Origin of the sequence: Carboxylicivirga agarovorans (assembly GCF_050589845.1) — a bacterium.
In the GTDB taxonomy this organism is placed as follows: Bacteria; Bacteroidota; Bacteroidia; order Bacteroidales; family Marinilabiliaceae; genus Carboxylicivirga; species Carboxylicivirga agarovorans.
Map to the genome: position 1 here is coordinate 1 of NZ_JBNGPA010000059.1, position 14969 is coordinate 14969.

Annotated in this window: 10 protein-coding genes; 7 read left to right on the plus strand and 3 right to left on the minus strand. The window is 41.9% G+C overall.

Features of this window, described 5'->3' with window-relative positions; all coding sequences use genetic code 11:
- Positions 1-514: 514 nt before the first annotated feature.
- On the minus strand, positions 515-1384 hold the full coding sequence (locus tag ACRD69_RS24705; protein ID WP_430817810.1) for a ChaN family lipoprotein: 870 nt from the start codon (positions 1382-1384) through the stop codon (positions 515-517).
- Between the two features lie 368 nt (positions 1385-1752).
- On the opposite strand from ACRD69_RS24705, the gene ACRD69_RS24710 reads away from it, so the two are divergent.
- The 6 genes from ACRD69_RS24710 to ACRD69_RS24735 all read left to right on the plus strand — a co-directional run bounded on the left by ACRD69_RS24710 (position 1753) and on the right by ACRD69_RS24735 (position 11400).
- Entirely contained in the window at positions 1753-3960 is a 2208-nt protein-coding gene (locus ACRD69_RS24710) for a TonB-dependent receptor (RefSeq protein WP_430817811.1), read from the plus strand.
- Between the two features lie 23 nt (positions 3961-3983).
- A complete protein-coding gene (locus tag ACRD69_RS24715) occupies positions 3984-4727 on the plus strand; it encodes an HmuY family protein (RefSeq protein WP_430817812.1) in 744 nt (247 codons plus the stop codon).
- A gap of 207 nt (positions 4728-4934) precedes the next feature.
- Complete coding sequence (locus tag ACRD69_RS24720; RefSeq protein ID WP_430817813.1) at positions 4935-9197, plus strand: cobaltochelatase subunit CobN; 4263 nt, start codon at positions 4935-4937, stop codon at positions 9195-9197.
- Positions 9198-9322: 125 nt separating this feature from the next.
- Positions 9323-10009, plus strand: a complete 687-nt coding sequence (locus tag ACRD69_RS24725; RefSeq protein WP_430817814.1) for a hypothetical protein — start codon at positions 9323-9325, stop codon at positions 10007-10009.
- Positions 10010-10067: 58 nt separating this feature from the next.
- The gene (locus ACRD69_RS24730) at positions 10068-10673 is read left to right on the plus strand and encodes a MotA/TolQ/ExbB proton channel family protein (RefSeq protein ID WP_430817815.1); all 606 of its coding nucleotides are present in this window, start codon (positions 10068-10070) and stop codon (positions 10671-10673) included.
- 400 nt (positions 10674-11073) lie between these two features.
- Complete coding sequence (locus tag ACRD69_RS24735) at positions 11074-11400, plus strand: DUF2149 domain-containing protein (RefSeq protein WP_430817816.1); 327 nt, start codon at positions 11074-11076, stop codon at positions 11398-11400.
- Positions 11401-12296: 896 nt separating this feature from the next.
- Here the strand turns inward: ACRD69_RS24735 and ACRD69_RS24740 are convergent.
- Both ACRD69_RS24740 and ACRD69_RS24745 read right to left on the minus strand, forming a co-directional pair.
- Positions 12297-12755: a hypothetical protein gene (locus ACRD69_RS24740; protein WP_430817817.1), complete on the minus strand. Its 459-nt coding sequence runs from the start codon at positions 12753-12755 to the stop codon at positions 12297-12299.
- A gap of 3 nt (positions 12756-12758) precedes the next feature.
- Entirely contained in the window at positions 12759-13424 is a 666-nt protein-coding gene (locus ACRD69_RS24745) for an inorganic diphosphatase (protein WP_430817818.1), read from the minus strand.
- A 669-nt stretch (positions 13425-14093) separates the two neighbouring features.
- Here ACRD69_RS24745 and ACRD69_RS24750 point away from each other — a divergent pair.
- Entirely contained in the window at positions 14094-14750 is a 657-nt protein-coding gene (locus ACRD69_RS24750) for a B3/B4 domain-containing protein (RefSeq protein WP_430817819.1), read from the plus strand.
- The last annotated feature ends 219 nt before the right edge of the window (positions 14751-14969 follow it).

Here is a 14969-nt window from a genome sequence, read left to right on the forward strand (position 1 = left end):
TTATGAAAATTGTTACAAAAGTTTCTAAAACCACCTCCCGGTTCGTACCTCACCGGACTCCTCCTTTTTGTAAGGAGGAGAGCTGATTTACATGATGCATAGATCTATACGTTTATAAAACTTCTTTACGAACACTAAAACGCTTTGCCCCGGGCTATGATATGGCAGACCTACAGCCTGCTATTTACAGCTTGGAAATCAATTGCGCAGCAATTAATTCGTGTAATCCGTGTAATCCGTGGTCAAAAGAAAAAGAAAACCGTGGTTTCAAAGGAAGTAGAGTATTGTACAAACCATTGATTTAAATAAATAAAAAAGAATGAACCACGAATTACACGAATTGTGCAATCGCTTCGCGATTACTATGGAGCAGCTATAATCCGTTAAATCCGATTACCCCGATGGCTATCGGGGCGTGGTCAAAAGGAAGAAATCCGTGGTTTAAATATATAGGAGCTAAATCAATTAATCAGTTCGACAGTTAATCAGTTCGACCTATAAACTCATCACATCCTCACCTCCCCACATACGTCTTAGTCATATCAGCAGGTACACAGATGATATAGTCGGCTTTGCCAATATAAGCCTCATCCAATTGATCGATGTTATCCTGCGAAACTGTTGTGATGGTTTTTACGCCAATACCAGGTTTGTAGATCTGCAGGTACTTTCTGATACCACCATCATCATCTGAATGAAAACTACCGTTGTAATGGATAAAAACAGAGCCCTTCTTTAGGTTTTCTGTTATAAAGTAGGCCATGGTCGCATCTTTAATAGCCTGGGCTTTTGCTATGGGAAGCGGACTTTTACCCATCATTCCACCCATTTTGGCAATAAGTACCGAATCAGGATCAAATTCAATGGGTAGGGGAGCAATGTATGTTTTAGCCTGGTCGCTCAGCTCCTCCAGTTTATCAATGCCTTTTTTGTGCACAACAGATGCATAGCGACGTGGAATATTACTGGCCACAAAGTGAATGGATGAGTCTTTGGCAAATCGAATCAACGGCTCATAATCAGTATGGTAATTAGGCCACAAACGACATTCTGCTTCAAACTTTGTAACAGAGATAATGCCGCTCATGTATTCATCGATTATAAGTTGATTGTCGGCCTCAAACATTTCGGCTCCCATAACCAGCTGTCCCTTAGTGGCCGTGTACAATGACCGGGTGACCTCCAGCTCCAGCCAATGGGAGATGGGATTGTTATGATATTCGCCAAACAGCACAATATCTGTTCCTCCAAGATCTTTGATCATTTTGGCGTATTTAACCTCTTTGCCCTTTGTATTGTAAAGTTTATAGGCCGGTTTATCTGGCTTAGACGAGGTGAGCGTCAGTAAGGTTGTAATTAATACAAGAGTTGAAAATGTTTTCATAATAGTGTTTTGTCTATTCTTTTCATGGTTAATAATGCTTATTGAGCTAAAAAGTTCAACAAATAGTTACTGTCACTACAAATCTATATTTTTCAAAATAATACATATCCCAATAATTAGCTACTCATTAGTAGGGATGTTTTGTCATAAGAAGCTATTTCCAAATAGGCTTGCCTGATATTATGTTAGTATTTATGCATTTCCCTGTTCTGATATTTCCCAATTTCTTGGGATTGTTGATCCTATGGCAGCCATCTAATTTTGTTCCGTCAATGAAAGTATACCCGACTATAAAAAAAATAAAAAGACAAATGTACAACCTGTCTCATACCCATTTAAAACAGATATGCCTGTTTACTATATTTAATGTGATAGTAATATATGTTAATGCACAGGCCGACCTTGAACCTGCACCATTCGCAAATAAATGCTCTATCCGATTAATTGATCCGGCAGATAAAGAACCTTTGGTTGGTGCACATATTTGTGTTCAAATGGCCGATGGCCGAAAGGTATATGAGGTATCCGATTCAGAAGGTAAAGTAACATTGCTGTATAATAATGCTAAATCCGGAACAGTTGTTATTTCTTCCATCGGTTATGTCACTGCCTACCTGCAATTGCACGAGATTAACGATGGCGCTGTTATTCCACTCAAAGCTGATGTGTTTAATATTGACCAGGTTGTCGTAACAGGCTCAACTCAGCCTACCCCGCTTGATAGTTCAATATACAAGGTAAAAGTCATTGGCGAGGAAAAAATACGGCAGTCCGGGGCTGTAAACCTTTCAGAATTATTACTAAACCAAGCCAATATACGTATATCGACCGACCTGGTATTAGGCAGTCAGATCGAGATGTTGGGCATGAGCGGTCAGAACGTCAAAATAATGATTGACGGCGTGCCTGTCATCGGTCGTCTTGATGGTAATGTGGACCTAAGCCAGATTAACATGGCCAATGTCAAACAAATAGAAGTGATCGAAGGGCCCATGTCGGTTGTATATGGTAATAATGCCCTGGCCGGAACCATAAACATCATTACCAAGAATAACTTCTACCACGATCTGAACGGACATATCAATGCTTTTACCGAAAGTGCAGGTCGTTACACAGGTAATGCAGGTATCGCCCGAAAGATAGGTGCACATACTGTTTCAGCCGAAGGGGGCTATGAATACTTTTCAGGTGTTGATTTTGATGAAAGCACGAGGCAAATGGACTGGAAGCCCAAGAGCCTGTATCGTATAAATACCAGTTATGTATTTAATAAAAACGACTGGCAGTTTAATGCCCGCTTTGGCCTGTATAGCGATGAATTACATACTAAAAGCAATGTATCGGGCACTAAAGTGTATGATACATACTTCTACACCGACCGATACGATTTTAGTGTCGGATTGAATAAAAGCTGGAACAAATACAAATCGCTTAATGTGGTGAGTTCATATAATTTATATGACCGTTCTTCACAAAGTCTGACAAAAGATTTATCAACTCTTGATGAACATTGGGGCAATAAGGAACCCACACAGAAAGCCCGGCAACAAATGATGCGTGCTATTTATAGTCAGGCCATTATACCCGGTGTGTTGGCATTCAACAGCGGCGTTGATTTAAACATTGAAACCATGGAAGGGCCGCGCATTGCCGAACATGAACAGAATATTGGCGATTATGCCGCTTTTCTGAGTGTGAATTACAGTGTGACAGACAGGCTGGAATTTCAACCGGGATTGCGTTATGCCTTCAATACTGAATATAATGCGCCAATGGTATATTCATTGAATGCTTTATGGCAACCGGCCAATGCTTTTAACTGGCGTTTTTCAATTGCCAAAGGATTCAGGGCTCCCAGTGTCAAGGAATTGCATTACGAATTCGTGGATTCCAATCATGAGATCTTTGGTAACCCCGACCTTGAAGCAGAATCATCCTACAACTACAATACTTCTATTGATTATACTTTACAGAAAGATATCCATAACTGGCGTATCGGTGCATCGGCTTATTTCAACGACGTTGAGAATGTGATCGCTTTGATCCAGATGGAGAACAGCACTGAATATGTCTATCAAAATATTGCAGAATCAGAGTCCACAGGTACAAATATTGAGCTGAATTATAGCTATAAGAACCACTTTCAATTGAGAGCCGGTTATGGCCTTACAGGACGCTATAATACTTATACCGAAGAGAATGGATCAGAAAAGTTTAACCTGACACATGACTTGTTTGCAGGACTCGACTATACAGAGTCAAATACAAAAATTTTACTGGCACTTGATTACAAGTACAATGGTGAACTGCCATACTTCTATAGCGATTCCGATGGACAGATCAAAGAAGGTCATCAGGATGCTTATCACACCATGGGGGCTTCGCTAAGTAAACACTTCCTGAAGCGAAAACTACAACTAACAACAGGTGCCAAGAACCTCTTTGATGTTAAAACGGTCAATCGCATGGGCGGAGGTGGCGGTGCGCATTCCGGGGGTGGCGGCCTGCCTGTGGCCTACGGACGTTCATTCTTTATTAACCTGACTTACAAATTCAATAAATCAAATAATAAGTAACAAATAATTAAATAATTACAATCATGAAAAAGATATTATTTGCATTCGCAATGGCCACAGTGGGCCTTGGTTTTACAGCATGTGACGACGATGAAAAGATCGAAGTAAAAGATTATGGCATGAAAACATTTGAAGCGGATTTGAAATACAGCTCAACAATGCATCCTGATGGTTACCCGATATCAACCTATGCTCAACAAACGTATTTCGCGTTTGGCAACCCGGAGGCCCTGGCATTGGGAGAGGTAGACACCGATAGCTGGACACAGTTCAATGTATTTGACTATGCGGCCAATGAAATGGAGGTGCCTGAAGGTTATGTGGTCAATAAAAGATCAGAAGTAGATGCCTGGGATTTACTCTTCACAAAGTATCACGGTACAACCCAAACCAGTGACGGACAATCCACCGGATACGATATGACAGGTATACTCCTGAATATGGAAGGCGGTATGAAGGTAGCTGAGATGGTGTACGATGAGAGCAGTGATATCAATGCTGTTTCAAAGGCTTTTGCTGATCTGATTATCAGTGATGTAGAAGGCTTGAGTTATAGTGACGATATTGAAACCATTGGTTCAGACTGGAAAGTACTTGATTTTGCCACTTTTCAATTCAATGTACTGACCAACAAGTTTTTTATCATCAAAATGGCCAGTGGCGATTACTATAAGTTACGTGTTATCAGTTTTTATGGCGATACAACAGCTGAGCGTGTGATTAAAATCGAATATGCATTGGTAGCCGAGACGCTTCCTCAAGAATAAGTATTACAGATTTATACACTAAATCATTTTAGTGTTTTCCCGTTCCCTGTTAGGCAAAAGTGCTTAACAGGGTTTTAAATGGTATGGCATTACAGCCTTAACCAGCCCCAAACCAACAAATGAACATCTATCCTGAGATATATAATTTACAACCATGTCAATACTGACAAGGAGTTACAGACCAAGGTCTAAAAACAAGGATAAGCAATGAAAAAAAAATACCTGATAGCACTTGTGCTGGCTGTTGTAGTCATTGGAATCAGCTACACCGCCTGGAGCAAATGGCTGGCACCTACAAAAGTGGCCCTTATCAACTACCCCGAGTTTATGGCAACCAAAATGGCCCGTTCGGTCGATAACTATTTTATTGATGTAGACATCTGCGAGGACGAAAACGAAGTGAAAAATCCGGAGAACTATGACATGATGCTCATCTTCGGTATGGGGCTTAAACTAACAGCTGAGCAAGAGGAAAACTTTAAGGCTGCTGGCGAAAAAGGAACCGGCATCTACCTTCAATCGTCTACAAACAAAGGGCTTGTTTTAACCAACCTGGAAGACAGCATTAAAACCACCGTGAAAGAATACCTCGATAATGGTGGTAATAAGAACTATGCCAACGCATTACGATACATAAGGACCGAGATAGCACAGAAGCCTTATTTTGTTGAAACACCAGGGGCACCGCTTGAGGTGTCGTCGGATGTGTTATTTCATATTGATGAAGATGTTGCTTTTGAGAAAGTGGCCGATTTTGAAGCCTATGCCAAAGAAAATGGCTTTCACAGGCAGGGCCAAAAGAAAGTGATCTTTTTTACCAGTATACCAGGACCATTTATTGCCAATCGCGATCACCTCAACAGCCTGATCGAAGAAATGCAGGGACGCGAAATTAATGTATATCCTATATCCGGATTCAGAGGTCGCCTCGATTACATGAAGGAGATTAAACCCGACCTGATCATCTATATGCCTCACGGGCGCCTGTCCATGGGGGGATCATCCAAAAAGATCGCGGCATGGCTGAAAGAGCACAATGTGCCCGTGTTGTGTCCCATCACCGTACATCAGCGTGCCGACGACTGGTTAAAAGACCGCCAGGGAATGGTAGGTGGTCTATTGAGTCAGAGTGTGACCATGCCCGAATTTGACGGCGGCATTGTGCCATATGCCTGTATTGCCCAGGAAGAAGATGACAAGGGCTTCCTTATCTTTAAAGCCATCCCTGATCGCATGAGAAAATTCGGGCAGATAGTGAGCAACTACCTTAAGCTGCAGCTCATGCCCAATAAGGATAAAAAACTGGCCATCGTCTATTTTAAAGGACCAGGAAAGAATGCGCTGACAGCTGCTAATATGGAGGTGTTGCCATCGTTGCATAACATGTTGCTGCACCTTAAAAAAGAAGGGTATAACCTAGGAAATCTTCCTGCTGATTATCCCGCATTTGAAAAAGATATCATGACCAAAGGACCGGTGCTTGGCCCTTATGCCGAAGGTGCTTTTGATGATTACCTGGCGAACGGAGATCCCGAGTTGGTGGCGGTTGACGATTACAGACAATGGGCTGCTGATGTATTCCCCGCAGAATTGATGCAGGATGTTGTGGAGCGCTATGGCAAGGCTCCCGGTTCCTACATGGATGTATATAAAGATGGAAAGGAGTATATCGCTGTCGCCCGTGTCAACTATGGTAATGTGATGTTACTGCCTCAGCAAATGCCCGGACTGGGAGATAACACCTTTGCATTGGTACATGGAGCCAAGGTGGCTCCACCACACACTTATATAGCACCTTATTTATGGATACAGAAAGGGTTCAGGGCTGATGCTGTGATGCACTTTGGTACACATGGCAGCCTTGAATTTACCCCTGGGAAACAAATTGCATTGTCAGATTATGACTGGACTGACCCCTTGATAGGAACGGCCCCACACAGCTATGTTTATACCATCTCCAATATTGGTGAGGGAATGATTGCCAAACGACGCAGTTATGCTTCAACACAGACCTATCTGACACCTCCTTTTATGAAAGCCAATGCCATGCAAAAAATGCAGATTCTGGCCGATAAGTTAAATCTGTATACGCAGGCAAAAGGAGCACTTAAAACAGAATATGCTCTATCGGTGAAAGATATCATTATTGAAAAAGGCATGCACAGTGAATTAGGCCTCGATAGTATTCCAGGAAAGGCCTATGCCGATGAGGAGATGATACGTATTCAGAATTTCGTGGAAGAGTTATCACACGAAAAAGTTACGGGAGGTCTTTATACGATGGGTGTTCCTTATTCTGCTCAAAAATTGAATGAAACCGTTGTGATGATGCACAACGATGAGCTGGCTTATAAGCTGGCGGAGGTTGATGTGTTGGCTGGCCGTGTGAAGCGCGGGCAATTAAATGACAGGCAATGGGTAAGAAGTCAGTATATTACCCCTTGTGAGGCTTACGTTAAGCAGGTGCTTCAAACAGGACAAACCAAAGCTATGTTTGATCAATTGATAGCAAAGGCTGACTTAAAGCGGGCCATGGCCTGGAAGAAACTTCAGCAAGAGCCGGCTGATAAGGCCAGCTCTCCCAAAGGTCATCCACATGGAGCAAAGTCCGGCACGAAAGCTGCAAAATCGGCACATGAAAAAGGACATACGCCTACTGCCAATAAAGAACAAACAGCTCATCCTCATGGCTCTTCCACACATGGTCATGGTGGTAATAAAGATGCCGGTAAGGCTAAAAAAAACAAAGTGGATGGTCATTCCGGAGCCACACAGAAGAAAGAAGTGGGTGACCCTAAAGAAAAAGCATTTGCAATGGCCGTGTTTGATGTGGAGGCAACGTTAAAATCAATCCTGGCTAAAAAAGCCGAACTGGCCAATAGCCCGCAACAAGAATTTGAGAGTATTGTTAATGCATTAAATGGCGGGTTTACATCACCAACACCTGGTGGCGACCCGGTGGCAAACCCCGAGACAGTGCCAACAGGGCGTAACCTGTATTCTGTTAATACGGAAAATACGCCGACAAAAGAGGCCTGGAAGGTGGGCAAAAAGCTGGGCGATGACCTGTTGGCCGATTACAAGACGAAACATGGTGCTTACCCGCAAAAAGTGAGTTTCACCTTATGGTCCAGCGCCTTTATTGAATCAGAAGGTACAACCATTGCACAAATACTCTATTTATTAGGTATTGAGCCGGTATGGACACCGCGTGGCAAGGTGAATGATATTCGCCTGATGGATGAAGAGGAACTGCGACGCCCGCGCATTGATGTGGTTATACAAACCTCTGGTCAGTTACGTGACCTGGCAGCTTCACGGTTAGCGCTTATCAACCGTGCCATTGGCATGGCTGCCGAAGCAGGCAAGGAGAATAACTTTGTATCAAAAGGTATTGCCGATGCCGAGAAGCACCTCATAGAAAAAGGCTTTTCACCAAAACAGGCCCGTGCCTTTGCAGCTCAGCGTGTTTTCGGTGGTGTCAATGGTAACTACGGAGCATCGATAATGGGTATGGTTGAAGCCAGCGATCGCTGGGACAGTACCTCTGTGGTAGCACAAACCTATATCAATAATATGGGGGCGTTCTACGGTAATGAAGAAGCCTGGGGCGATTTTAACCAAGGGGTTTTTGAGGCTGCCTTACTTAATACCGAAGCAGTTGTTCAGCCCCGTCAGAGCAATACCTGGGGTGCGCTTAGTCTCGATCATGTGTATGAATTTATGGGAGGTCTTAACCTGGCCATTCATGAGGTGACAGGTAATGATGCCGAATCTTATTTCAATGACTTTAGACATACATCCAATCCCCGCATCCAGGGACTGAAAGAAGCCATTGGCGTGGAGAGCCGTACCACACTGCTTAACGAACGATACATTAGGGAACACATGAAAGGCGGGGCATCGTCAGCTGATGGCTTTGCTGAGACATTCCGCAATACCTTTGGATGGAATGTGATGAAGCCCTCCGTTGTGGAAGAGCGCCTGTGGAATGATCTGTACGATGTTTATGTCGATGATAAGCTTAAGCTTAATGTGCATGATTTCTTTGAAAGAGAGAATCCCTACGCTTTGCAGGAAATGACGGCAGTCATGCTGGAAACAGTCCGGAAAGGCATGTGGAAAGCATCACCGGAACAAATCAAGGCCATGAGTGAGCTGCATGCCGGATTGGTGGACAAACACGAAGCAGGTTGCAGTGGTTTTGTATGTGACAACGCTAAACTGCGCTCATTCATTAGCGGGCAATTGCCGGCAGAAATGCAACAGGCCTATTCAAAGCAGATCGATAAGGTGCGTGTGTCAAAGAAGGAAGCTTCGGATGACAATATGGTGCTTAAAAAGGATGAAAAAATCGATCCTCAGGAGCAGCATGACTTAACAATGCACTTTGATATTAAAACGGTTGGTATTATCTCGCTGGCAGTGCTGGTGCTTATCATCCTGTTTATACGAAAAAGGAGGAAATAAATGTATTGAGTGGGGTGTTAGTGGCTAAGTCGGCCTGATATCTTACTCCATTTATACTCACATTTAAATCAGGCTGCAGCATTATTGTCCGTGAGCCGGAAGCTGTCAGTCAACAAATAATTACCATGCAAACACTTGTAATAATTCTATTCATATTAGCCATTGTATCCTTTGCCATTCAGTTGCAGTTGTTGCGCAAGCCATGGGTGCTTTGGTCGTGGTTACTGGTAGTCGGCCTATTTGTATTTTTCATGCATAACATGGCCATTGAGCAAAGCTACAAGGTCTTCAGAGCTACTTTAAGCGATTCAGACACCATGATGGATTTTACGGTGTTGCAGGTGATCGAAGCGCTTGGTGGCTTATTACTTAGTATTTATATGATCAGGGACCATTATAAGGAGCCGGTTAAAAAGTTTTTCAGGTATGTCGTATATGCTCCTGGTATAATTGTTTTTCCGGCATTATTCTATTTCGAAAGTATGTTGTTTTTGCAGGTGCATGGAGTCGATTTTAAGCTACTTGCTATTGTTGTAGCTATTCTCCTTATGCTTATCATTTACCTGGTCGGATTTGGGTTCAAAGCCCTGATACCAGAATTTGACCTCCAGCTGGAAATGAAATTTATTGTACACCTGCTTCAGTTAACCGGCGGTATAATTTTATCGGTTGTCATGCTGCGCATACCTGTTAATTCTGCCGTTCAGGAACTTTCCTTATTACCAATGCTGGTGCTGCTGAGCTTTGTGTTCAGCGGTGTTATTGCAGGAGCTGCCTGGTATAACTTCAGAATAAAGCGATTCAATAATTAATTCAATCCTTCAACTTATAAACTTTAAACACCCTTTCGGGTAATCAACAATTAAACAAATGGATGAAATAACGAAAATTTTATACTGGATTTCAACAGGGCTGTTAGTGCCTGTTATTGTGCTTTTATTGTTGTTTTTCGGACGTGCGGTAATATTGATCGGCACCTTTTACAGCATGTATATGCAAAAACTAAAGTATAATAAGCACATGCGGACTGTATTTGATGGTTTAACCCATGAGAATGTCAGGGCTGAACTCAATATAACTCCTGGTTCAGATAAGTTATTAAGTGCGATATATATAAGCAAACTAATGAAAAGCCTGCCTGATGAGATCTATTACGAAAAAGCACTCAGCGATTTCGAGATCATGTGTCAGAAAGACCTAGCCGGCGCTCAAACACTGGCGAAGCTTGGTCCTATACTCGGATTAATGGGTACACTGATACCAATGGGGCCTGCATTGGTCGGCTTGGCTTCAGGCGATATCGCTTCCATGGCCAGTAATATGCAGGTGGCTTTTGCAACAACGGTCATTGGTTTATTGATAGGTGCAGTCGGATTTATTGTTCTTCAGGTTAAACGTCGCTGGTTTGCAGCAGATATCAATAACCTGGAGTTTGTAGTCGAACTCCTGAAAAAAGATGGTATTAAGGGAACTTAGGGATGTGATGAGTTTATTGGTCGAACTGATAAACTGTCGAACTGATTAATTGATTTACAGCTACTGTATATTTAAACCACACCCAAATGTCTTTCGCCCAATAGCTATTAGGGCTTAACGGATTATAATGGCTGTAGAATTGTTTTTTTCCAAGCTGTAAATAGCAGGCTGTAGGTCTGCCATATCAATTGTTCTTCGCGCGCTTCAGTTCCATGCACCGGTATAGCCAATGCCCGATAATGAGTAGATTTAATATGAGATGTGAGGATGTTAGGATGTTTGATGTGAGATGCACGATGTTAGGATGTAGGATGTTCGATCAATATAATTCAACTTATCAACTAATAAACTCATCAACTAATTAAACAGTTTATCAGTTTTACAAATTAATAATAAATATATGCGTCGTTCAAAACGTTTTTTACAAGAAGAAGATATAGACCCCATGGCAACGGTTTCCAACCTGTTTGATGTGGCCATGGTTTTTGCCCTGGCACTGATGGTGGCCCTGGTTGCCCGCTATAAAATGACTGAGATGTTCTCAAAAGAAGACTTTACCATGGTGAAGAACCCCGGTCAGGAAAATATGGAAATCATCACCAAAAAGGGAGAGAAGATCGATACCTATAAAGCATCTGATGAAAGTTCTGCATCAGGCAATAAAGGAAAGCGTGTGGGTGTCGCCTATCAGCTCGATAATGGTGAGATCATTTATATTCCGGAATGATGGAATGTGAGGATGTGATGTGTTTATTGGTCGAACTGATAAAGTGTCGAACTGCTTAACTGTTAAACTGCTTAACTGTTGAACTGCTTAACTGTTGAACTGATGATTTGATATTCCACTCGCAGCCAAGTTAGGGGGAGCATTACCAAGCTGTAAATAGCAGGCTGTAGGTCTGCCACATCATAGCCCGGGGCAAAGCGCACGAGTGTTCGAAAAGATTCAAACATTCACATATGTAGTGTTTTACATGATGCATAGATCTATACGTTTATAAAACTTCTTTTCGAACACTAAAAGGCAAAGCTTAGCGACGCCCCGGGTTTGTAATGCCAATAAAAAACCGGTGCAACAGCAATTGTTCTTCGCGCACTTCTGTTCCATGCACCGGCATAGCCAATGCCCGATTATGAGTAAATTTAATGTGAGATGTTTGGACATGAGGATGTGGGGATGTACGATGTTCGGTCTATACAATTCAACTTATCAACTTTTTCGACAGTCAACAATTCGACGATTCGACAGTTAGCTTGTTATGATGTACGACGTTCGATGTTAGGTCAATACATTTCAACTCATCAACTAATAAACTTATCAACTCATCAACTTTTTCGACAGTCAACAATTCGACGATTCGACAGTTAGCTTGTTAGGATCTTCGATCTATACATTTCAACTCATCAACTCATCAACTCATCAACTAATAAACTTATCAACTCATCAACTTTTTCGACAGTTCAACAATTCGACGATTAGACAGCTAGCGTGTTAGGATGTTTGTTCTATACACTTCAACTCATCAACTAATAAACTCATCAACTTTTTCGACAATTAGCTTGTATCGACATGAGGATGTTGGGATATTAAGTCAAAACACTTCAACAAACCATTAACCGCCTTTATAAAATCTTCTCAATCACAATGTTTTGCTTGTTGAATGACAGAGAATCATTTTCTTTCGCACCTTTCATGGCCTGGCCTATTGGAGAAGCCATTGATAGGATATAGTAATCCTGTTGGTCAAATGAAAGTTTACCATGGGCAAAGACCATGAAATAGATGCCTTTATTAGTAAAAACCAAACTGCCAAATTCAATGGAAGTGTATGATTTGTTGGGGTTTATTTGTGATAGGTCTTTCTTTAGCTGCAGTTGCTTATTCAGTTGAAGCTGTTGTTTACCCAACTCAATCTGCATCATCTCCCGGCCCGTTTCAAATTTATCACCGGCACTGCTTTTAGTGTCATTCTTCATGGAGTCAGAAATGTCAGATAGCGTAGATCTGATAGAAGCTATCTTTGCATCTATGAGCTGATGCAGCTCTTCCAGAAGCCTGGTTTTTAGTGTTGCACCATCCATGGCTTATCCATTAAAAGAGTTAAATAAGGCATTTGTATCAGCAAACAGTTCATTGGCGCCGGCATCAGTCAGTACCTTATCTGTCAGTTTGCCTGTATTGACCGCAATGGTATAAATACCTGCTGCTTTTGCCGATTCGACACCCATAGGGGCATTTTCTACAACTACACAATTTTCTTTCGCTAATCCGCTGCGTTCGTGAGCGATGAGGTATGGTTCAGGATGTGGTTTGCCTTGCTTTACATCTGCACCGCTAATAATATTCGACGCTCCGACCTGGAAGTGGGAGCTCAGCTTTTCAACAAGAGAAGGCTGTCGGGAGCCCGTAACCACAAACACCTGTATGCCTTTTTGCCTCAGTAAGTCAATCAACTCTTGCATCATGGGTAGGACAGGTGCTTTGGGGCGTTCTGCCATAAGTTTGGTTTTCAGGGCATACACCGCTTCCTCTTCTTCTCGGCTGGGCATGCGGTCCAGGTATTTCTCAAAAGCAATACGAATGGTTGAAAAACCGGTTCTGCCCTCATTCATGTAAGCTTCTTCTGCCGGAAAATCTATGCCATATTCCTTGAGACTGTGAATCCAGGTGTACTCGTGGTTGGGCATGGAATCATACAGCACTCCATCCATGTCGAAAAAAACAGCTTTTATAGTTTGAGGTCTTGACATAATCTGAATATTTGGGGCTAAAGTACTGTATTTTTTTACACAGGGAAATGACAGTGATTGCATTGTAATTTGGGTTTTTAATTAAGGTGCAGATATTCAGTGTGATGTCTTTTGAAAACGGTAAAAAACGACTAGTTCATATTCACTGAAACGGTAGAGAAACAGGTCATTTTGATCGAAAACAGCTGTTTTTGACATAAAAATGCCTTAAAATAGGGTAAAATAGTTGCTTTTTGACCCATTATGCTATCTGCTTCGTGGCATAATTGGCCTTTCTTCGGTATTTCTTCGGTAATTGTTCGGCCTACGCGCGTAGCGAAGGATTACCGAACAAATACCGAAGCGCTTCCGAAGAATTTCCGAAGCAGGTACGAAGGAGGGGGCAAGAAAAATGCAATAAGTCTCAAAGAGATCGCCATGGAAATTGCTTTTAGAATACCATTTGATAGTTCTTTATAATGATTGTCCATTCTTACGCATTAATGAATAACCACAAACGGTAGACTCAGAGCAGTTTTTTATTCTTTTTATCAAACTCAATGCCTCTTCTGCGTTTGCGGAACTATTATATTTTGCAATTAATCTTTAAAGCGTAATCCTTGAAGAGATCACGAAGAACTATTAACTATCCCTGAAAAATATTTATTTTGTGTAGCCTAAATGATGCATATGAAGATTACAATTGATACTAAGTTAAAAGAGACCTTACCTGATTTATTATTAGGTGGTATTATCGTTGATGTTAAGGTTAATAAGCCACAAGCCGATTTATTAGCTCTGCTTGATAACGAAGTAAAGAAGCTTGAGGTGGAGCATACACCTGAAAGTATCAGGGAGCTATCAACCGTTAAGGCGAATAAAAATGCCTATAGGGCGCTTGGTAAGGACCCCAACAGGTACCGCCCCGCAGCTGAATCTCTTTTAAGGCGGGTAGCCAATGGCAAAGGATTGTATCATATCAATAACGTGGTTGATATCCTGAATTTAATCTCGGTTAAAACCGGATTTTCCATCTGTGGTTATAATTACAATGCCATTGAAGGTGATGTGACAATGGGTATTGGTGAAGAAAACGAACCATACCAGGGCATTGGCAGGGGAGATGTTAATATAGAAAAGCTACCTGTTTTCCGTGATGCAAAGGGGGCCTTTGGTAATCCCACCAGCGATTCAACAAGAACCATGGTGACAGGTGATACGACACAATTCCTGATGATCATCATTGGGTTTGAAGGCAGGGAGCCGATCAATACCTCCCTTGATGAAGCACAGGCTTTGCTTGAGCAATTTGCTGAAGGGAAAGAAGTAGAGAGGTTTTGGGTTTAGGATGTTATGAGTTTATTGGTCGAACTGATTAATTGATGAACTGATAAACTGTCGAACTGATTAATTGATTTACAGCTCCTATATATTTAAACCACAGATATACTCTAATAAATTACAATTTTTTAAGCCACTTTTTCATTGGAGCTGTTCATATTTCTTTCTCTAGGATCAAGACAAATATAGTCTTGACTGTATGGTTTCTTGTTTTGAACAACACTA

Coding starts and splice junctions, on each gene's coding strand:
- ACRD69_RS24740 (WP_430817817.1), bottom strand. CDS start 12,755: ATGGATGGTGCAACACTAAAAACCAGGCTTCTGGAAGAGCTGCATCAG.
- ACRD69_RS24720 (WP_430817813.1), top strand. CDS start 4,935: ATGAAAAAAAAATACCTGATAGCACTTGTGCTGGCTGTTGTAGTCATT.
- ACRD69_RS24705 (WP_430817810.1), bottom strand. CDS start 1,384: ATGAAAACATTTTCAACTCTTGTATTAATTACAACCTTACTGACGCTC.
- ACRD69_RS24715 (WP_430817812.1), top strand. CDS start 3,984: ATGAAAAAGATATTATTTGCATTCGCAATGGCCACAGTGGGCCTTGGT.
- ACRD69_RS24735 (WP_430817816.1), top strand. CDS start 11,074: ATGCGTCGTTCAAAACGTTTTTTACAAGAAGAAGATATAGACCCCATG.
- ACRD69_RS24725 (WP_430817814.1), top strand. CDS start 9,323: ATGCAAACACTTGTAATAATTCTATTCATATTAGCCATTGTATCCTTT.
- ACRD69_RS24730 (WP_430817815.1), top strand. CDS start 10,068: ATGGATGAAATAACGAAAATTTTATACTGGATTTCAACAGGGCTGTTA.
- ACRD69_RS24745 (WP_430817818.1), bottom strand. CDS start 13,424: ATGTCAAGACCTCAAACTATAAAAGCTGTTTTTTTCGACATGGATGGA.
- ACRD69_RS24750 (WP_430817819.1), top strand. CDS start 14,094: ATGAAGATTACAATTGATACTAAGTTAAAAGAGACCTTACCTGATTTA.